Annotated in this window: 16 protein-coding genes and 2 pseudogenes; 7 read left to right on the top strand and 11 right to left on the bottom strand. The window is 66.3% G+C overall.

Features of this window, described 5'->3' with window-relative positions; genetic code table 11:
* Positions 1–11: 11 nt before the first annotated feature.
* Positions 12–1,532: a tyrosinase family protein gene (locus H977_RS32820; RefSeq protein WP_036475513.1), complete on the bottom strand. Its 1,521-nt coding sequence runs from the start codon at positions 1,530–1,532 to the stop codon at positions 12–14.
* Positions 1,533–1,833: 301 nt separating this feature from the next.
* Between H977_RS32820 and H977_RS0109495 the strand changes: the two genes are divergently transcribed.
* A complete protein-coding gene (locus H977_RS0109495; protein WP_029107639.1) occupies positions 1,834–3,498 on the top strand; it encodes a M4 family metallopeptidase in 1,665 nt (554 codons plus the stop codon).
* A 3-nt stretch (positions 3,499–3,501) separates the two neighbouring features.
* On the opposite strand, the gene ilvA is transcribed toward H977_RS0109495, so the two are convergent.
* Positions 3,502–4,782 (bottom strand): threonine ammonia-lyase IlvA, encoded by a 1,281-nt coding sequence (gene ilvA / locus H977_RS0109490; RefSeq protein WP_502691158.1) that lies wholly within the window; start codon positions 4,780–4,782, stop codon positions 3,502–3,504.
* Positions 4,783–4,977: 195 nt separating this feature from the next.
* Here ilvA and H977_RS0109485 point away from each other — a divergent pair, with 195 nt between their 5' ends.
* Together H977_RS0109485 and H977_RS0109480 are read left to right on the top strand one after the other, a co-directional pair.
* Complete coding sequence (locus tag H977_RS0109485; protein WP_029107637.1) at positions 4,978–5,370, top strand: lipoprotein LpqH; 393 nt, start codon at positions 4,978–4,980, stop codon at positions 5,368–5,370.
* A 75-nt stretch (positions 5,371–5,445) separates the two neighbouring features.
* Positions 5,446–5,676, top strand: a complete 231-nt coding sequence (locus H977_RS0109480) for a hypothetical protein (protein ID WP_029107636.1) — start codon at positions 5,446–5,448, stop codon at positions 5,674–5,676.
* Here the strand turns inward: H977_RS0109480 and H977_RS0109475 are convergent.
* Complete coding sequence (locus tag H977_RS0109475) at positions 5,670–6,074, bottom strand: polyketide cyclase (protein ID WP_029107635.1); 405 nt, start codon at positions 6,072–6,074, stop codon at positions 5,670–5,672. The genes H977_RS0109480 and H977_RS0109475 overlap by 7 nt on opposite strands.
* Positions 6,075–6,211: 137 nt before the next feature.
* Between H977_RS0109475 and H977_RS0109470 the strand changes: the two genes are divergently transcribed.
* The gene (locus H977_RS0109470; RefSeq protein WP_029107634.1) at positions 6,212–7,045 is read left to right on the top strand and encodes a class I SAM-dependent methyltransferase; all 834 of its coding nucleotides are present in this window, start codon (positions 6,212–6,214) and stop codon (positions 7,043–7,045) included.
* A gap of 11 nt (positions 7,046–7,056) precedes the next feature.
* Here H977_RS0109470 and H977_RS0109465 read toward each other — a convergent pair whose 3' ends face one another.
* Positions 7,057–7,446, bottom strand: a complete 390-nt coding sequence (locus H977_RS0109465) for a MerR family transcriptional regulator (RefSeq protein ID WP_029107633.1) — start codon at positions 7,444–7,446, stop codon at positions 7,057–7,059.
* Between the two features lie 55 nt (positions 7,447–7,501).
* Between H977_RS0109465 and H977_RS0109460 the strand changes: the two are divergent.
* Positions 7,502–7,945 (top strand): annotated as a pseudogene (locus H977_RS0109460) (PPOX class F420-dependent oxidoreductase); the annotation flags it as partial.
* Between the two features lie 20 nt (positions 7,946–7,965).
* Here the strand turns inward: H977_RS0109460 and dnaE are convergent.
* From dnaE to lspA, 7 genes and pseudogenes are all read right to left on the bottom strand, one after another.
* On the bottom strand, positions 7,966–11,520 hold the full coding sequence (gene dnaE, locus H977_RS0109455; RefSeq protein WP_029107631.1) for a DNA polymerase III subunit alpha: 3,555 nt from the start codon (positions 11,518–11,520) through the stop codon (positions 7,966–7,968).
* A gap of 12 nt (positions 11,521–11,532) precedes the next feature.
* Positions 11,533–12,237, bottom strand: a complete 705-nt coding sequence (locus tag H977_RS0109450) for a TetR/AcrR family transcriptional regulator (RefSeq protein ID WP_029107630.1) — start codon at positions 12,235–12,237, stop codon at positions 11,533–11,535.
* Between the two features lie 72 nt (positions 12,238–12,309).
* Positions 12,310–13,461: an RNA polymerase sigma factor gene (locus H977_RS0109445; RefSeq protein ID WP_029107629.1), complete on the bottom strand. Its 1,152-nt coding sequence runs from the start codon at positions 13,459–13,461 to the stop codon at positions 12,310–12,312.
* 53 nt (positions 13,462–13,514) lie between these two features.
* Complete coding sequence (locus tag H977_RS0109440; RefSeq protein WP_029107628.1) at positions 13,515–13,892, bottom strand: YciI family protein; 378 nt, start codon at positions 13,890–13,892, stop codon at positions 13,515–13,517.
* A 30-nt stretch (positions 13,893–13,922) separates the two neighbouring features.
* Positions 13,923–14,870, bottom strand: a complete 948-nt coding sequence (rarD, locus tag H977_RS0109435) for an EamA family transporter RarD (protein WP_051288760.1) — start codon at positions 14,868–14,870, stop codon at positions 13,923–13,925.
* Positions 14,871–14,872: 2 nt separating this feature from the next.
* Entirely contained in the window at positions 14,873–15,796 is a 924-nt protein-coding gene (locus tag H977_RS0109430) for an RluA family pseudouridine synthase (RefSeq protein WP_029107626.1), read from the bottom strand.
* A 209-nt stretch (positions 15,797–16,005) separates the two neighbouring features.
* A pseudogene (gene lspA, locus H977_RS0109425) lies at positions 16,006–16,611 on the bottom strand (signal peptidase II); the annotation flags it as partial.
* 42 nt (positions 16,612–16,653) lie between these two features.
* On the opposite strand from lspA, the gene H977_RS0109420 reads away from it, so the two are divergent.
* Together H977_RS0109420 and H977_RS0109415 are read left to right on the top strand one after the other, a co-directional pair.
* Positions 16,654–17,625 (top strand): asparaginase, encoded by a 972-nt coding sequence (locus tag H977_RS0109420; RefSeq protein WP_051288759.1) that lies wholly within the window; start codon positions 16,654–16,656, stop codon positions 17,623–17,625.
* A gap of 13 nt (positions 17,626–17,638) precedes the next feature.
* Positions 17,639–18,115: a hypothetical protein gene (locus H977_RS0109415; protein ID WP_502691157.1), complete on the top strand. Its 477-nt coding sequence runs from the start codon at positions 17,639–17,641 to the stop codon at positions 18,113–18,115.
* Positions 18,116–18,138: the final 23 nt, after the last annotated feature.

Below are 18,138 nucleotides of genomic sequence, written 5' to 3'. Positions count from 1 at the left end.
GGCAGCCGGCGTCATTGCAGGAAGACGCTCACTCGCCCGACACGTGCAGTGCCCGACTCCTGTGGTGCCGACGCCTGGGCGCCGGGCAGTTGGATCGGATGAGCAGGGGGCTCGACATACTGCGGTACGAATGTGACGCTGATCTGATCGCTCCAACGTCCCTCGGCACTGAACCGTTGATACAGACCGGTGATGTCGAAGGCGAGCCGTAGGCCGCCGTGCCCGTTGTCCGGGTTACCGGTTTCCTCGATCCCGAAAAATGCTGCGACGCCGACGAAATGGTCGTCATCGACAGTGGGTTCACCGCCACCCGCATTCAGGTACACCTTGTAGGTCACGCCCACCGGTGCCGGTGACGTCACGTCCTCGATGCGGAGGAAGGCCCGGGACACCGACGTTGTTTCCCCGGCCAATGGGCCCATCGGCGGCGCGATCTCGAAGGCGACATTGGTGGTCTCACCGGCGAGCGCGATCGCGCCCTCCGACGCTCCGACCAGTTCCGGCGGGTTTTCCGGTGCGGGTGCCGTTGGCATGAGCGCCTCCAGAGCGACAGGTGCGGTGATGTCCTCATAGCTGTAACCGAGCTGGGTCGTGGTGTCGAGTACCTCTTGTACCGTCTCGGTGAGCGTCGCCCGGTTCTCGTCGTGGAAGTGGAACGTCACGCCCGTCAGCCAGGCGGCTTCCGTGGTGTTCGCGCGGTCCGGCATCGTCCGCCAGATCTCCCAGATCCGATCGATGTTGGCATGGTGCATCCAGAACACGGGGTCCAGCGCGGCGGTGTTGAACGATCCCATCAACCCACCCACGCCCACGTGCACCGCACCGTGCGGTGTCCCTTCGAGTGGCCCCATCGCCGATCCCGGATCTTCCCCGGCGTGGCTGAATCCGGTGCGTCCACCGGCGAATCCGCCGATGCCGGCGAAGTCGACCGGTGCCAGTGCACTCGTCAGATCGACATCTGAGGCGGGCAGCGACGAGCCGTCATTGAGATGTCGTCCGGGCACCCACAGCGGATTGGGCGTCACACCGTCCGGCAGGGTGGTGTCGAGGAACGCCTGTGGCAGCCGCCGCAGGGACGGGTCGTCGCTGCTGTAGTTCCAGTAGGGCAACGCCCACGTCGTCTTCGTCTGTTCGTCGACATCGTCGAGATCCTGAATGGCCGATCGGATGATCCGTTCGAACCACTGCAGATACATCCGGTGCCAGGGCAGGAAGAACCAGCAGAAGTGCTGGCATCGGTTTCGGAAGTTGTCGGGATTGACTGTGGTGCCGTGGATATCGGACTGATACTGCCAACCGATCGGATCCAGCTGATCGGCATCCGTTCGGTCGGTCAGCACCTGCACTCCGCGGGCGTAGGCGTAGATGGCCGGATGCCAGTGGTCGATCTGGTCGAGGGTCCAGATGTTGTGCCGAACACGGGTGTCCATATCGGCGATCGTGACGATCTGCCCGGTCGCCAATCGATTCGCGTCCGTGACCTGGGGATCGGCACCGAAGGTGCCACCGGAATGGGTGAGATATTCGGCCATGTCCGGCTCCCTCGACAATGAATCCCTGATGGGCTGCGTCTTTACGCCATGAACGCTAGGCATCCGCAGTGCCGGACGCGCGCGTAGATCACTACCTGTTTCGAAGCCTGCCCATCGGCGTCCCGCGCCGCGCTACGACCGCACCGGACAGCGCGGGTCCATTCGACGCAATTTTCGAGTAGCCGACTACGCACGAGTTCCGCGGAGTCCTCGGCGCATGCTCAGGCCATGCCACGGTGCCGACATCCCGTCGGCCCCTCACCGGGGCAGCCAACCACCGGAGCAGGGGATGTGAGAACTGATGAACGACAACGGTTTGGAGAGCTTTGCACTGCACAGCGCGGACAAGTACCAGGGTCCGGCAGTGCAGGCCATCAACGACGAGGCGGTCCGGCCAGACGCGGCCCCGGCCGTCGACGTCGCGACGCTCGATCCGGAAGCAGCGGCGCGGCGCTATCTGAACCAGATGATCGCCAGTCCCGAGGTGCCGTCCATCACCGACAGCAGCGCGGGTACGGGCACTGAATACCGGGCCCTGGGCACCCAATCCATACCGCTGACGGACTCCACCGTCGTCAAGTTCGCCCAGTACCGTCAGCGCATTCCGATCTACGGCTCGCTGGTCACCATCGAGCTGGACGACGACAACAACATGCTCGCCGTGAACTCCGCCATCGGCAATCCCGACGGTGTCGACGCGGTGGCGACCGTGTCACCGGCCCACGCCCAGGGCGTCATCGTCGAGGACGCGGGCAAGGACGCACTGCCCCTACCCGAGCCGCCCCGGCTGTACTTCTACTTCGACAATGACGCCGAGCCCGCGGTATGGCGCCTGGTCTACATCGCCAAGAACGTCCAGCGGCACCGCGAGCACGCCACCGCCGGCCACCCGCAGTCCCTGCCGGAACTCTTCGACTACGTCGTCGATGCCCATTCCGCCGAGCTGGTGGCCAAACTCCCTCGAACGCAGACTATTTCGTGGAGCTTGGAAGAGCTGGACTCCACCGACGCACTCGGACAGACCCGGCGCATCCGCGCGCAGCGCGACGAGAACGACAACAAGCGCCTGGTGGACCCAACCCGGCGCATCGAGACCTACGATTTCGGGTTCCGCAAGATCGAATCGCAATTCCGGTCGCTGCCGGGCGCCGCCCCGATCAGCAACCCGCCCGGACCGTGGAGTCCGGCCGCGATCAGCGCGCACGCCAACGCCCAGGAGGTGGCCGATTACCTGCTGAACACCCTGCAGCGCAACGGCCTCGACAATCAAGGTGCGCCGTTCGTGTCCTCCATCAACTGCACCTCGATCCAGGATGCGACGCCCCGGGAATGGCGCAACGCGGCGTGGATCGGCTCTCAGATGGTCTACGGCCAGCGCAACGTCAACGGTGAGTTGCGGTCCTACGCGGTGGCCGTGGACGTCGTCGCCCACGAGATGACCCACGGATTGACCGACAACACGGCGCGCCTGGAGTACAAGGGGGAATCCGGCGCGCTCAACGAGTCGTATTCGGACATCATGGGGACGATCATCGCCAACTCCCCCAAACCCGACATCGACAGCTGGAACTGGGAGATGGGCGAGGAGCTCGACGGAACCGGGGTGCCACTACGGGATCTGAGTGATCCGGTCCGACGAGGCCAGCCCGCGCACATGCGCGACTACGTGAACACTGCCCGCGACAACGGCGGTGTGCACACCAACAGCGGCATCCACAACAAGGCCGCGTTCAACATCATCAGCGCGAGGAACGACCAAGGCCACCTGTTCACCCCTCAGGATGTCGCGACACTGTTCTATCTCGCACTGACCCTTCATCTTTCGCGGACGTCAGGGTTCAGTGACAGCCGGCGCGCCGTCGAACTGGTGGGCAAGTCCTTGTTCCGCAAGGACCCTCAGGACACTCTGGACGAGAAAATCGGTGCCATCAGTGCCGGGTTCGAGGCCACCGGCATCGAAGCCTGAGTCTCAGGTCAGATACCGGTACGTCGGTGAACCGGGCTCGAGCAACTCGACGTGGATATCGGAATCCTGCATCCGGGTCAGAAGACCTTCGAGGTCCGTCGCCGCGCTCAATTCCACGCCGCACAGCGCCTCGCCGGTCTCCCGGTTGTTGCGCTTGACGTACTCGAACAGCGTGATGTCGTCGCCCGGACCGAGCACCTCGTCAAGGAAGCGGCGCAGTGCCCCGGGTTCCTGCGGGAAGTCGACCAGGAAGTAATGCTTGAGGCCCAGGTGCACCAATGACCGCTCGACCACCTCGTTGTAGCGCGAGACGTCGTTGTTGCCTCCCGAGATCAGGCACACCACGGTCGAGCCGGGCTCGATGTCGGCCTCCAGCAAGGCAGCCACCGACAGCGCCCCGGCGGGCTCGGCGATGATTCCGTCGTTCTGGTACAGGTCGAGCATCGCGGTGCAGACGGCGCCCTCGTCGACCGTGGTGAACGCGACCATGTCACCGGCGGCAGCCAGTGCGGCGTAGGGCAGCGCCCCGGCCCGTGCCACTGCCGCACCGTCGACGAACTGATCCACGTGCTCGAGGGTCACCGGCTCGCCCGCGGCCAGCGCGGCGATCATCGATGCGGCCCCTCCGGGCTCGACACCCAGGACCGACGTGTCCGAGGCACGCTCGGCGAGATATGTGGTGATACCGGCGATGCAGCCGCCACCGCCGACGGGGACGATCACCAGGTCCGGCTCGTCGTCGAGCTGATCGAGCAACTCGGCGGCGATGGTGCCCTGACCGGCCATCGTGCGCACGTCGTCGTAGGGCGGGACGAGCGTGGCGCCCGTGCGCGCGACATCCTCCAGCGCCGCGGCAGCGGCCAGGTCATAGGTCGACCCGACGGCGATCAGCTCGATGAACTCACGGCCGTGATACCGAATCCGGTCCCGCTTCTGCTTGGGTGTCTTGGCGGGTACATAGACGCGGCCATGGGTTCGCATCGACCGGCAGGCCATGGCGAAGCCCTGGGCGTGGTTGCCTGCCGAGGAACACACGACACCGGCGGCGAGCTCCTCGGGCGAAAGCTGGGCCATCAGATTGAAGGCCCCGCGAACCTTGTACGAACGCACCGCCTGCAGGTCCTCGCGTTTGAGATAGACGTTGGCGCCTGTCGCTTCCGACAATCGCTCGTTGAACTGCAGTGGGCTGCGGGTGACCACCCCGGAAATTCGCTTGGCGGCCTCGTCGATGTCGGCCGCGGTCAGGGGCGCGGCCTGCGGGGACACTCGGGAGCCTTTGCTCAAATCGGCAGTCACCGTTCAATGGTGCCACTGGCCAGCGGTTTCATTGCAGCTGGGTACGCAATCACGTGGGGTGTCCGATGGCCGCACCGCCGAATCGACGAGATGCCCGCCCCGCGGTTGAACACACCGCGAACTGGGAAAACAACTACGGTGCGGTACACAGGACAGCGAAAGCAGCGGCCGGGAAGGCACGTTGTGATCGTTGTGGCCCTCGCCGCCTCCGCGTGTGCGACGACCACCGGCGCCCCGGCCGACTCCAACACCGCGCGAATTTCCATCGACAACCACGAGATGTCGACGGCATACCAGGTGCAGTGCACGCAGCGGTCCTGGTTGTGGACGATCGAAACGGTCCAGGAAGAACCCGGATTCACGGCGATCATCCAGACGGGAGCCACCGTCGAACCCAAGGTCATGCGGCTGCGGGACATGAGCGGATTCACGGGTAGCGCGTCGGCAGAGGCGTCGGACGCGCATGCCGGCGTCGACGGTACGACGTTCCATATCAGCGGCACCGCCCACGGCTCCTTCGCCGATCGCCCGACCAAGCCGGCCGAGGTGCAGTACCAGATGGACGCCCACTGCTGAGCCACCCGCGAAAACGACACGCCTGATCCAAGGTTTCGGCTGGCCGAAATCAATGTTGCGAGCTATCGTCAACATATGACCACCGCCGGGAACTTTCATAGCGTGACCTCCCGGGGCGATCATCAGGTCGACATCGCCGGGGTGCCCTGGCCGACCTACAAGCTGATCGCCCTGGCGGTCGGCGCGCTGGTGCTGGTCATCGTAGGCGTCGCCACGATGAACGCCGCACCGGCCGTCCTCTCAGCCGCCGCGGCCGCCATCGTGGTGTGGCTGGGGCTGGGCCGGGCCTCGCGCTCCGATCAGTGATCCTCCAGCAGTCGCCGTAGCGTCTCAAGATCTGCCGCGACGGCGGCGACGTCCGCCTCGAATTGCGCATCGGTCATCCCGGGGCGCTGCCGGACCGTGAACACGACCTCACACGACGTTGCGTCGACGCCGGCCGGAACCACCCGCATGGGGTTGTAGACAGCTTCACCAGAAGGTAGGCGCACCACGTGATCGAGCACGCCCAGCGTGTTGGTCGCGGTGAACTCGACGGTGACCTCCCCCATCGGAGAATCAGCCACCCACCCCCGCGGAGTCAGTCGCAACCCGCCCTCGGCCAGCCCCGCCGCCCACGTGACCAGCTGCCGCGGATCCGAGGCGTAGGCGTACACCGCGTCGGCGGGAACATCGATCCAGACGCTCACGTGCCTGCTACGCATGGTTACCACCGTAGGCCGCTGGGGAACCGGCCGCCCGTCCGCCGCACCGCGGAAGCGGGTTGACGCACGTGATGGCAAGGGCGGTAAACGTTTTCGCCCAACTGTTCAGCCGCGAACCGCGGTGTACCGTCGGGCTTGTGGGTATTGCGACGACGGGCCTCACCCCGGTGGAGGAAACCGCCTTCCTGACTCTGTACGCCAGAGCCCTCGACAGCCGGTGGGCGCACCCGATCCTCGGCGACACGATGGCCGATGAGGCTGTGGGCCAACTCGATTACGACTTCGCCGGTCTGGGGGTACAGACCAGCGTGGTGTGCCAGTCGGCGCTGCGGGCCAAGATGCTGGACGACCGGGTACGCATGTTCGTCGCCGACCATCCTGACGCCGTCGTTGTCGATCTCGGCGGCGGGCTCGACAGCGGCGTACACCGCGTGTCACCGCCGGCCATGGTGGACTGGTACAGCGTGGACCTTCCCGGAATCAGCGAACTGCGTGACCGGGTGATCCCGCCGCTCCCCCAGGCGCACACCGTGGCCGCGTCGTTGGCCGACCCGGACTGGACCGATCCGATTCCCTCCGATCGGCCCACCATGCTGGTGGCCGACGGCCTGTTCGCCTTCCTCACCGAACCGATGATCGCCGGCATCTTCCAGACGATCACCGAGCACTTCGACTCCGGAGAGATCGCCTTCAACGACTACGGCCGCATCGGCTGGATGAGCAAGGCCGCCCTAAAGTTCTTCCCCGCCAAGATGTTCAAGGACGTCGGAAGCCAGTGGGGCTACCCAGGTTTCACGGACGCCCACCATCCCGAAACCTGGAGCCCACAACTGCGCCTCGTCGAGGAATCGAGCCTGGCCCACCAACCAGAAGTCGACCTGTTTCCCGGCGCGCTGCGGATCGCCACGCGCGCCAGCGGACTCAGCAAGGCCACGGCCCGAAAGGCGCGCATCCTGCGGTACCTGTTCTGACCACTCGTGCGTCAGGCCGGGAGTTCGTGATGGATCCCGCACGTGCACAACTCGATTGACGGGCATGTGCACCGCATTCCCCACTCGATGATGGCCCGCGCCCGTACCAGCGCCTCCAGTTGCCGATCGATCTCGGCCAGCTTGGTGCACGCGAGTTCACGAGCCACCGGCCGGCCCGGAGTGTCGTCTTTGAGCAGCAGTCCGATCTCGGTCAACGAGAACCCGGCGGCCTTGCACAGCCTGATCACTTCCAGACGCATCAGGATCGATTCCTGATAGCGGCGCTGCCCGCCCACACGCTGCGGCGCGGGTAACAGTCCGACCTGCTCGTAGTAGCGCAAGGCGGTCTGGGCGACCCCGCTGCGCTGCGTGACGTCCCCAATGGTCAGAGTCGCGCTCATCTGCCCTCCTCGCACAGCTTGACTTAGAGTCAACTCTAAGTCGTTCACTGGTTTCATGCCGCATATCGACACCGCCCTTGAGACGCTCGGTCGCGCCCACTACGCGCTGCTACGCACTTTCCGACGCGACGGCACCCCCGTCGACACCCCGATCTGGTTCGTCCTCGACGGCCGAACGGTGCTGTTCCGCACGAAAATCGGCCCGAAAACCCGCAGGCTCACCGCCACCCCCGAGGTCGAACTGGTGGTCTGCGACTACAAGGGCCGAATCGTCGGCAGCACCTGGCTGAGCGGTCGCGCCACCGTCCTGGGAAGAGAAGACGCCCGACAGGCCAACCGAGCCCTGCACCGCCGTTACGGATGGCAGTGGAACATCGTGCCGCTGTTGAAGCTCCCCGGCATCACCAACGTGCACCGCGATCTTCCGTTGCGGGAGAAACTACGACGCGCCCGCACCCTCGACGTATGGCCCGACAGCGCGATCGTGAGGATCGATCTGGCGCCGCAGGACGTTCCGGCTCAGCCCAGACAACCGGGACCGAGCAGTGCCTTGAGGTCGCCCATCAAAGCCGAGGACGGGGTCACGCGCAGCGACTGATCCAGCTCCAACGTGGTGATGCGTTCACCGCTGATCAGTCGCAGATGCACCTGGGACGTACCGGGATGATTGGCCAGCACCTGCTTGAGCGCGCTGACCTTGTCGATGGTGCATTGGCGGGTGGGCAGACTCACGGCCAGCGGCCGGTCGGCCTGGGCGCTGCTGAAGTCGGGCACCACCAGCTCGTGGGCGATCAGTGCGATCCGGTCATCGCGGGCCGCGACCTTCGCCTTGACCAGCACGACCACGTCGTCGGCGATCTCGTGACCGAACAGTGAGTACGTCTGCGGAAAGAACAGCACCTCGATACCGCCGGTGAGATCCTCCAATTGGGCTGACGCCCAAGGCAGACCGTTCTTGTTCACCCGGCGGTTGACCGATGCGAGGATGCCGCCGACGAGCACCTGCGCATCGTTGGCCACATCGCCGTCGAGAATTGCCGGGATCTGCGTGTCGACCTGGTTGTTGAGCAGGTGGGCAACCCCGTTGAGTGGATGACCGGACACGTACAGCCCGAGCATCTCGCGCTCGAGGGCCAGCTTGTGCTTGTCCTCCCACTCCTCGTCAGGCACGCGGATGGTGAACACCGCATCGGTGCCGCCGTCATCCGCGCCGCCGAACAGGTCGAACTGGCCCATCGCCTCGGCCTTCTTGGTGCCGAGCACGGAATCGACCGCATCGGTGTGCACCAGGAACAGACCCTTGCGAGGGTGGCCGAGCGAATCGAACGCGCCCGCCTTCACCAACGATTCGGTGACCTTCTTGTTGCAGGCCGCGATGTCGATCTTGTTGAGGTAATCCGAGAAGTCGGCGTACTTACCCTTCTCGGTACGGGTATTGATCAGCGACGCAACGACATTCGCGCCGACGTTGCGAATGGCACCCAACCCGAATCGGATGTCGTCGCCCACGGAGGCGAAGTTCTGCACCGATTCGTTGACGTCGGGTGGCAACACGGTGATACCGAGCCGGCGGCAGTCGGCGAGGTAGACCGCGGCCTTGTCCTTGTCGTCGCCCACCGACGTCAGCAGACCGGCCATGTACTCGGCGGGATAGTTCGCCTTCAGGTAGGCCGTCCAGTACGACACGAGTCCGTAGCCGGCGGCATGCGACTTGTTGAACGCGTACCCGGCGAACGGAAGGATGGTGTCCCACAAGGCTTTCACCGCGGCCTCCGAGAAGCCGTTGGCCGTCATCCCCTCCTTGAAGCCCTTGTACTCGGCCTCGAGCACCTCGAGCTTCTTCTTACCCATGGCCTTACGCAGCGCGTCGGCCTTACCCATGGTGTAGGAGGCGACCTTCTGCGCGATGAACATGATCTGCTCTTGGTAGACGATCAGGCCGTACGTCTCGGCCAGGATCTCCTTGAGCGGTTCCTCGAGCTCGGGATGGATGGGCTTGATCGGCTGACGGCCGTTCTTGCGGTCCGCGTAGTCGTTGTGGGCGTTCATGCCCATCGGGCCGGGGCGGTACAGCGCGAGCACGGCGACGATATCGTTGAACCCCGTGGGCTGCATGCGCCGCAGCAGGTCACGCATCGCACTGCCGTCGAGCTGGAACACGCCCAGCGTGTCGCCGCGGCCGAGGAGCTCGTAGGCGGCTGGATCGTCGAGCGCCAGCGTCTCGAGATCCAGATCGATCCCCCGGTTCGCCTTGATGTTCTCCAGGCAGTCACCGATGATCGTCAAGTTTCGCAGACCCAGGAAGTCCATCTTGAGCAGGCCGATGGCCTCACACGATGGGTAGTCCCAGCCGGTGATGATCGCACCGTCCTGCGGACGCTTCCACAGCGGGATCGCGTCGACCAGCGGCTCGGAGCTCATGATCACCGCGCAGGCATGCACGCCCGCGTTGCGCACCAGTCCTTCCAGGCCGCGCGCCGTCTCGAAGATGGTCCGCACGTCCGGATCGGTGTCGATCAGGGCGCGGACCTCGGCGGCCTCCTTGTACCGCTCGTGGTTCGGGTCGGTGATCCCCGACACGGGGATGTCCTTGGCCATGATGGGTGGCGGCAGCGCCTTGGTGATCCGGTCGGCGATGGCGAAACCGGGCTGGCCGTAATGCACCCGGGCCGAATCTTTCAGCGCCGCTTTGGTTTTGATGGTGCCGAAGGTGATGACCTGGGCCACCCGGTCACTGCCCCACTTGTTGGCCGCGTACCGCAGCATCTCGCCGCGCCGGCGATCGTCGAAGTCGATGTCGATATCGGGAGCGGACGGACGTTCCGGGTTGAGGAACCGTTCGAACAGCAGCCCGTGTGGGATCGGGTCGATGTTGGTGATGCCGAGCGCGTAGGCCACCAGCGACCCGGCGGCCGACCCACGGCCCGGGCCCACCCGGATCCCGACCGAACGGGCGTAGTTGATCAGATCGGCCACGATCAGGAAGTAGGACGGAAAGCCCTTCTCGCAGATGACTTTGATCTCGTAAGACGCCCGATCGGTGTATTCGGTGGGCACGGACGCGCCCCGAAAGCGGCGCTCGAGCCCGGCCTGCACCTCATGGGCGAGCCAGGAACCCTGGTCGTGGCCATCGGGGACCGGGAACACCGGCATGCGATCGGTGGGGGTCCACACGTCGGCGTAGGACTGCACCCGTTCGCCGATGAGGACCGTGGAATCACAGGCGCCCGGCACCTGCGAGTCCCACAGTGCCCGCATCTCCTCGGCCGATTTGAGGAAGTAGCCGTCACCGTCGAACTTGAACCGGTTGGGGTCCGACAGGGTCTTGCCGGTCTGGATGCACAGCAGCGCCTCGTGATTCTGCGAAGCTTCGCGCGTCACGTAGTGGCAGTCGTTGGTGGCCAGCGGCGGGATGTTGAGCTTCTGCCCGATCTCCAGCAAGCCTTCGCGGACGCGACGCTCGATGTCGAGACCGTGGTCCATGAGCTCGAGGAAGAAGTTCTCGGGACCGAAGATCTCGCGCCATTTGGCGGCCGCCTCCAGAGCCTCCTGACGGTGCCCGAGCCGCAGCCTGGTCTGCACCTCGCCCGACGGGCAACCGGTGGTCGCGATGATGCCCTCGGCGTGCTCGGCGATGATCTCGGCGTCCATGCGCGCCCACTTGCCGAGCTGACCTTCGAAGGAAGCCAGCGATGACAGCTTGAACAGGTTGCGCAGACCGGTCGCGTTCTCCGCGACCATCGTCATGTGGGTGTAGGCACCGCTACCCGAGACGTCGTCACTCTTCTGGCCGGGGTCACCCCATTGGACACGCTTGGTGTCGAACCGCGAGGCGGGTGCGATGTACGCCTCGATACCGATGATCGGCTTGATGCCGGCCTTGGTCGCCGAGTTGTAGAACTCGCTGGCGCCGAACATGTTGCCGTGGTCGGTCATGCCGATGGCCGGCATGCCCAGCCGCTGCGCCTCGGCCAGCATCGGCGTGATCTTCGCAGCGCCGTCCAGCATCGAATACTCGGTGTGGTTGTGCAGGTGCACAAAGGATCCTGAGGACGCCGAAGATGAACCGCTCATAGGGCTGCCAGTCTATGGCGCCCCACCGACACGTCCGCGCGTGTCGCCAGGCGTGTCTTTGCCGGCGAGTCGGAGATCACGATCGGGCTCACACAGCAACCCATTACCGATCAAAAGATGTAGTTGCTTGGCTATCGCAGGAACATCGACCGGCCGACCCTGCCAACCACTGTAGGCGCCCACTCCCCAGATCATCGAGTACAGCAGTTCGACGAGTGTCGCCTGATCGGTGTGCGGCGGCAGCTCGCGACGATCCACCGCGTCCTCGACCAATTCGCCGAGGAAGCCGCGGGTGGCCGCGACCGTGGCGGCGGGCAGCTCGGGATTACGGCGCGACTCCAGTCGCACATTGACCAGAAAGCCGATCACCGCGTGGTCTCTACGCCACACCGCGACCACGGCATCGAGGTACGCGCGCAGCCGATCCAGTGTTCCTTCATGCCCTTTCGCGACGTCGATGCACGACGTCACGACCTCGTGCGCCTGCTCGAGCAATGCGCGATAGAGCTCGTCGCGACTGGCGAAATAGTAGTTCAGCGTGGGGCGGCTCAGCTCGCTGCGCTTGGCGATCTCCTGGAATGTCGCCGCAGCGTACCCGCGCTCGTTGATGACCTCGTAGGCCGCTTGCACGATGCGTTCACGAGTGAGCGCAGCGTCCGCACCAACCGGTCGGCCGGGCCCTCGACGGCCGCCTCGGGGCCTGCCATGCGGAGTCATCTAGCAAACCCTATGACATTGCCAAAACGGCGTCAAAGGGCCGGTCCTGCAAATGCGACCTTCAGTGCGGTCTCACGGCAGACTCGACACCCGACCGATCAGGTAGGTCCGTACCGCATCGTCGGTGGTCAAATCGATCGCGCGGCGGTACGCCGCTGCCGCCTCGTCGCCCCGGCCGGCCTCGGCCAAAAGATGGCCCCGGGTCACCCATGCAGGCTGGAACACGTCGGCGGAGCGGTCGGTGATCTCGTCCAGCGCATGCAATCCCGCGTCCGGGCCGTCGATCTCGCCGTCCAACGCCGCCAGTGCCACGGCAGCGCCCAGCGACGGCCCGAATCGCATCAGAGCCCGATACAGCTTGCGTAATGTCCGGCGGTCCACGTCGTGGGCACAGTGCGCCGATTGAATCGCTGCTTCGTACTGGAACCGGCCGGGGCGCCCGAAACCGTGGGCCCGGGCCAGCAGACGGTCCCCCCGCGCGTACAGCTCGCCGTCCCACCGGCCACGGTCCTGGTCGTCGAGCGCAACAAAGTTGCCGCATCCGTCGAACCGGGCCGGACGGCGCGCCTCACACAGACACATCAGTGCGGCCAGGCCCAGCACTTCAGGCTCGTCGGGCAACAACTCCACGAGCACCATGGCCAGGTGCAGTGCCTCCGACGACAGCGATTCGATGGCCGGGCACTGCGGAACCGACAGCCAGTCGATCGAATAGGCCCCGTACACGGCCTGCAGCACCTCGGGTAGTCGCGCGGCAAGGTCGGCGGGCTCGGGCAGGGTGAACGGAATACCCGTGTCGCGGATCCGCTTTTTGGCCCGCACCAGCCGCTGCGCCATGGTCGCCGGCGCGACGGCGAATGCCACGGCGATGGCGCCCGCATCCACTCCGAGCACCGTCTGCAGCATCAGCGGGGTACGGATGCCGGGCGCGATGGCCGGGTGTGCGCACACCAGCATGAGCTCAAGCCGACGGTCTGGAATGGCGGCGGGCCCGGCCCCTTCGTCGGCGATGTCGTGGTCCTCGGTCCACGGCCCGGTCAACCGATGAGCCGCGGATTTCCACAGGTCGCGCAGCCGGTTGCGGGCCACGGTCAGCAACCACGCCTCGGGGTTGTCCGGGACACCGTCGACGGGCCAGCACCGCACGGCACGCTCGATGGCATCGGCCAACGCGTCCTCGGCGGCAGTGATGTCGCGGCACTGTGCCGCCAGCAGCGCAAGCAGCCGGCCGTATGACTGGCCGACCACCTGCGTGAGCCGCTCTCCGGCCGGCGTGTTCAGGGTGTGTACCAACCCCGACCCCGGCCGTAGGTCACCGCGACGGGTCTGACCTCGACCGAACCCCAGGCCGCAGCAGGGCACTTCGCCGCCCAGACCAATGCCGCGTCGAGGTCCGGCACGTCGATGACGAACACCCCACCCAACCGCTCCCTGGTGTCGGCAAAGGGTCCGTCCTGGATCTCCGCAGCCCCGGTGCGCGCAGTGTAAGTGGTTGTGGCCGAAGCCGATTGAAGCACCTGAGTTCCGACGAGAACGCCGGCCGCATCAAGGTCATCGGCATACCGGGCGAAGGCGGCCTGGGCGGGCTTCATGTCCTCCTCGGTCAGGCCCGCCTCCGGTCCCTCCTGGTAATGCATGAGTAGGCAGTACTGCACGGTGTCCTCCTGGTCGTCGATTCCAGCCTGTCACCGTGATGACGATTCCGGTTCCACCTGATCGACAATGTCGGGCGCCGAATCCGTCCGACTTTTCCGCAGGGCGCCGAACGTCATGATCACCAGCGCCACCCAGATCAGCGCGAACCCGATCCAGCGGCCCGGCGGCATCGGCTCATGGCCGATGAACACACCCCAGGCCATCTGCAGGCCCGGGTTGAGATAGAACAGCAGGCCCAGTGTCACCATCGGAAGCCGCTGTGCGGCCGCGGCGAACAGCAGCAACGGCACGGCAGTGACCGGCCCGGCAAGCAACAACAGCGCCGCATGCCCTGGGCCGTGGTCGAGGAAGTTCCCCCGCCCGAGTACCTCCAGGGTGATCACGTAGCCGGCCGCGAGTGGAAGGGCGAGCAGCGTTTCTACGGCCACACTCACCCGCGGGTCGGCCCGCACCACCTTCTTGATCAGGCCGTACACCCCGAAGGACAACGCGAGGACGACCGCGATGTAGGGCGGTGCGCCCAGTTCGACGGTCAGAATCGCCACCGCGACGAGTGCGAGTCCCAGTGCCACCGCCTGCCATCGGCTGATCCGCTCACGGAACACCACGACGCCCAGCAACACGCTCACCAAGGGATTGATGAAGTATCCGAGCGCGGCATCCACGACGTGGCCGGTCGTGACGGCATAGATATACGTGCCCCAGTTGACGGAGATCAGCGCCGCGGCCACGAGCAGTTGCAGCCACGTTCGCCGTGTCAGCCGGCGCAGATCGCCGAGCCGCCGGGCCACCGCCAGCACCAGCAACAGGAACAGCGCGCTCCACACGATGCGGTGGGCAAGCACTTCGAGCGCCCCCGCAGGGAGCAACAGCAGGAAGAACCCGGGGCACAGACCCCACCAGATGTAGGCGCCGGCGCCGTAGAGCACACCCGAGCGGCTGGTGCCGACTCTCTGCGGAGGAGCCTGCACACCCATGGCTAGTGGCGGCGCAGCACGTCGAGGGCGGCCTGCAGGTCAGCCGGGTACGGGCTCGTGATCTCGACGCGCCGGCCGTCGGCCGGATGCGTGAAGGCCAACGACCGGGCATGCAACCATTGACGTTGGAGCCCAAGCTTTTTCGCCAGTGTGGGATCGGCACCGTAGGTCATGTCGCCACAACATGGATGGTGCAGTGCGGCGAAGTGCACGCGGATCTGATGGGTCCGGCCGGTCTCCAGTTGGATGTCGAGCAGGCTGGCGGCCTGGAACGCCTCGATGGTGTCGTAGTGGGTGATGCTGTGCCGACCGCCCTCGACGACCGCGAACTTCCAGTCGTTACCCCGGTGGCGCCCGATCGGGGCATCGATGGTGCCACTCGACGGGTCCGGGTGCCCCTGGACCAGCGCGTGGTAGCGCTTCTCCACGGTGCGCTGCTTGAATGCCCGCTTGAGCACTGTGTACGCCCGCTCGGAGAGTGCCACCACCATGACGCCGGAGGTGCCGACATCGAGTCGGTGCACGATGCCCTGACGTTCGTGGATGCCCGACGTGCTGATCCGGAAACCCGCGGCGGCAAGGCCTCCCAAAACCGTCGGTCCGTGCCAGCCGACCGTCGCGTGCGCAGCCACCCCCGGCGGCTTGTCCACCGCCACGATGTCGTCGTCGGCGTAGAGGATGTCCATACCCTCGATGTCGACCGGGGTGTTCTCGACGGGTCCGGGCGCTTCCGGCAGCCGCACCTCCAGCCAGGCACCGGCGACGAGTTTGTCGGACTTCGCGGCCGGGGCGCCGTCGATGTCGACACCGCCGTCCTCGGCCATGGCCGCCACCGCGGTACGCGACAACCCCAGCAGCCGGGCCAGGCCGGCATCGACTCGCATTCCCGCCAGGCCCTCAGGCACGGGCATCGACCGGGTGGTCACTATGAGGTCTCGGCCTGGCGACCGACCGTGCTCGACTCGCCCGACGGGGAGTCGGCCTCGCCGGGCTCGTCTGGCTGGCCGTCCTCGGCGCCCTCGGTATCCGCGGCCCCGGAATCTGCGGACCCGGAATCTGCGGACCCGGAATCTGCGGCCCCGGAATCCGTGACCTCGGTGTCTGCGGCCGGAGCGTCGGCGCCTTCTGTCGGCTCGGGTTGTGGTTTGGCGTCGCCGCCCGAGGGGTCGCCCAGGCGCCGGCGTCCGACGGTGTCGAAGTCGAAGCCGAACAGCGACAGGGCCACCAACAGGATCGCACCGCCCACCACCGCGGGATCGGCCACGTTGAACACCGGCCACCAGCCGACCGAGAAGAAGTCCACCACGTGGCCGCGCAACGGACCGGGGGCTCGGAAGAAGCGGTCGATCAGATTTCCCGTCGCACCGCCAAGGATCATGCCCAGACCGATCGCCCACCACGGCGAGACCAGCCGGCGGCCCATCCACACGATGCCGATCACCACGCCGGTCGCGATGAGCGTGAGGACCCAGGTGTATCCGGTTGCCATCGAGAACGCCGCGCCGGAGTTGCGCACCAGCGTCCAGGTGACGGTGTCACCGATGATCGACACGGGCTGACCAGGTGTCAGCAGGCGCACCGCCAGCACCTTGGTCACCACGTCGACGAACAGCACCACAGCAGCAACGGTGAGCAGCAGACGCAGCCGCCGCCGGGGCGGAGCAGCGGTTACGGAGGACGATTTCGCGTCCCCGGTTGCGTCGGTCACCGGCTCTGCCGGGCCTGACGTTTCATCAGTCACCGTCCCATCATCCCAAACAGCTGATGCGGGACAATCCGCACCGTGAGCCAGACCGCGAAGCTTCCCGCGCGACCACCGACGCGCATCGTCGTCATCACCACCGGCGGCACCATCTCGACCAGTACCGACGGCACCGGAATCAGGCGCCCGACACGCACCGGGGCTGAGCTCACGGCCGGTTTGGCCATGGAGGCGGCGATCGACATCGTCGACGTGATGACGACCGACAGCGCACTGCTGACGCCCGCCGATTGGGACGAGATCGCGGCCGCGGTCGGTGTCGCGGCGGCCCGAGCGGATGGCGTCGTGGTCACCCATGGAACCGACACCATGGAAGAAACCGCGCTGTGGCTCGACGTCACCTATGCCGGCGACGTGCCGGTGGTGCTGACCGGATCCCAGCGCAGCGCGGACGCTCCGGACACGGACGGACCGGGCAACCTGCGTGACGCGATCACCGTCGCGGCCAGCCCGCAGACCCGCGACCTCGGCGTGGCAGTCAGCTTCGCCGGCACGGTGTGGCAACCGCTGGGCCTGCGCAAGCGTCACACTCTGGAACCGGACGCCTTCACCGGAACCGCGCTCGGAGCGGTCGACGATGGCGGCTGCGAGATCACCGGCGCGAAAACGCGTGCCCATCTCGGGGAATTGACCGCGGCGACCGCCCCGCGCGTCGACATCGTCGCCGCCTACCCGGGCGCGGATGCGGCAGCCCTCGACGCCTGTGTAGGCGCCGGAGCGCGGGGCATCGTGGTCGAGGCGTTGGGCTCCGGCAACGCTGGGGCCGCTTTCAGCGACGGGGTCCGCAGGCATTGCCGTGACGGCGTGCTGATCGCGATATCGACCCGCGTTCCCGGCGGTCCGGTCGCCGCGCAGTACGGCCCCGGGCAACAGCTCGTCGACGCCGGCGCGGTGGTGTTGCCCCGGCTGCGCCCACCTCAGGCCCGAGTATTGCTGATGGCCGCCTTGGCCGGGCACCGGCCGGTTGACGAGGTGATGGCGGCGTGGGGTTGACGCACTGGGTTAAATAGAGAACGTGCGTTTCCACTTTTTGGCGGCAGCTGCTACCGGCCTCCTGGTGCTCGGCCCGCTTCCGACTGCGTCGGCTCTGCCCTCACCGCCCGGCGTCGAGGAGATCGACAGCTTTCCCATCGCCGAGGGCAACTACAGCTCGCCCACCGATTTCTACGGGCTGTTCTTTCGGACTCCGGACGGCCGATTCTGCGGGATCCGGCCCAACCGCGGACCGGTCGGCTGCGACGCGGTGCCCGGGGACGCTCCGGCAGGAACCAACCAGACCTTCGTCGAGAGCGGCGCACCCGCGTCGTACCGATATTCCGGAACCACCTCCTTCACCCGCGACGATGTCGATGTACTACCTGTGGGGCACCGACTGGAAAACTGGGGAGCCAGCTGCGGAATCGGCGAGCAGGGCACCGTGATCTGTAAAACCTCGGGCCGGCACGGCTTTTCGCTGGATACCGCTGCCGGTGTGCTCTGGTAGCCGGTTGACGCGCGAGCTGTCGG

The organism is Mycobacterium sp. URHD0025 (assembly GCF_000426065.1).
GTDB lineage: Bacteria > Actinomycetota > Actinomycetes > Mycobacteriales > Mycobacteriaceae > Mycobacterium.
Note: the sequence above shows the minus strand (reverse complement) of the source record. Positions and strands in the feature narration are given on the sequence as shown.

What these genes read in the sequence shown, in the direction of transcription:
- H977_RS32820 (WP_036475513.1), bottom strand. Translation starts at nt 1,532, where the DNA reads ATGGCCGAATATCTCACCCATTCCGGTGGCACCTTCGGTGCCGATCCC.
- H977_RS0109495 (WP_029107639.1), top strand. Translation starts at nt 1,834, where the DNA reads ATGAACGACAACGGTTTGGAGAGCTTTGCACTGCACAGCGCGGACAAG.
- H977_RS0109480 (WP_029107636.1), top strand. Translation starts at nt 5,446, where the DNA reads ATGACCACCGCCGGGAACTTTCATAGCGTGACCTCCCGGGGCGATCAT.
- H977_RS0109475 (WP_029107635.1), bottom strand. Translation starts at nt 6,074, where the DNA reads ATGCGTAGCAGGCACGTGAGCGTCTGGATCGATGTTCCCGCCGACGCG.
- H977_RS0109465 (WP_029107633.1), bottom strand. Translation starts at nt 7,446, where the DNA reads ATGAGCGCGACTCTGACCATTGGGGACGTCACGCAGCGCAGCGGGGTC.
- dnaE (WP_029107631.1), bottom strand. Translation starts at nt 11,520, where the DNA reads ATGAGCGGTTCATCTTCGGCGTCCTCAGGATCCTTTGTGCACCTGCAC.
- H977_RS0109450 (WP_029107630.1), bottom strand. Translation starts at nt 12,237, where the DNA reads ATGACTCCGCATGGCAGGCCCCGAGGCGGCCGTCGAGGGCCCGGCCGA.
- rarD (WP_051288760.1), bottom strand. Translation starts at nt 14,870, where the DNA reads ATGGGTGTGCAGGCTCCTCCGCAGAGAGTCGGCACCAGCCGCTCGGGT.